Here is a 257-nt window from a genome sequence, read left to right as displayed (position 1 = left end):
CACACTGGTACTGAGACACGGACCAGACTCCTACGGGAGGCAGCAGTGAGGAATATTGGACAATGGGTGAGAGCCTGATCCAGCCATCCCGCGTGAAGGACGACGGCCCTATGGGTTGTAAACTTCTTTTGTATAGGGATAAACCTACTCTCGTGAGAGTAGCTGAAGGTACTATACGAATAAGCACCGGCTAACTCCGTGCCAGCAGCCGCGGTAATACGGAGGGTGCAAGCGTTATCCGGATTTATTGGGTTTAA

At 51.8% G+C, this 257-nt stretch carries 1 rRNA gene; it reads left to right on the top strand.

What is annotated here, in order from left to right:
- Positions 1 to 257: ribosomal RNA gene (locus SOM16_RS23155) — 16S ribosomal RNA — on the top strand; the annotation flags it as partial.

Source organism: Pedobacter sp. CFBP9032 (genome assembly GCF_034045265.1).
Taxonomy (GTDB): Bacteria; Bacteroidota; Bacteroidia; order Sphingobacteriales; family Sphingobacteriaceae; genus Pedobacter.
The sequence above is the reverse complement of the archived record's forward strand: the minus strand, read 5'-3'. Positions and strand labels throughout refer to the sequence as shown.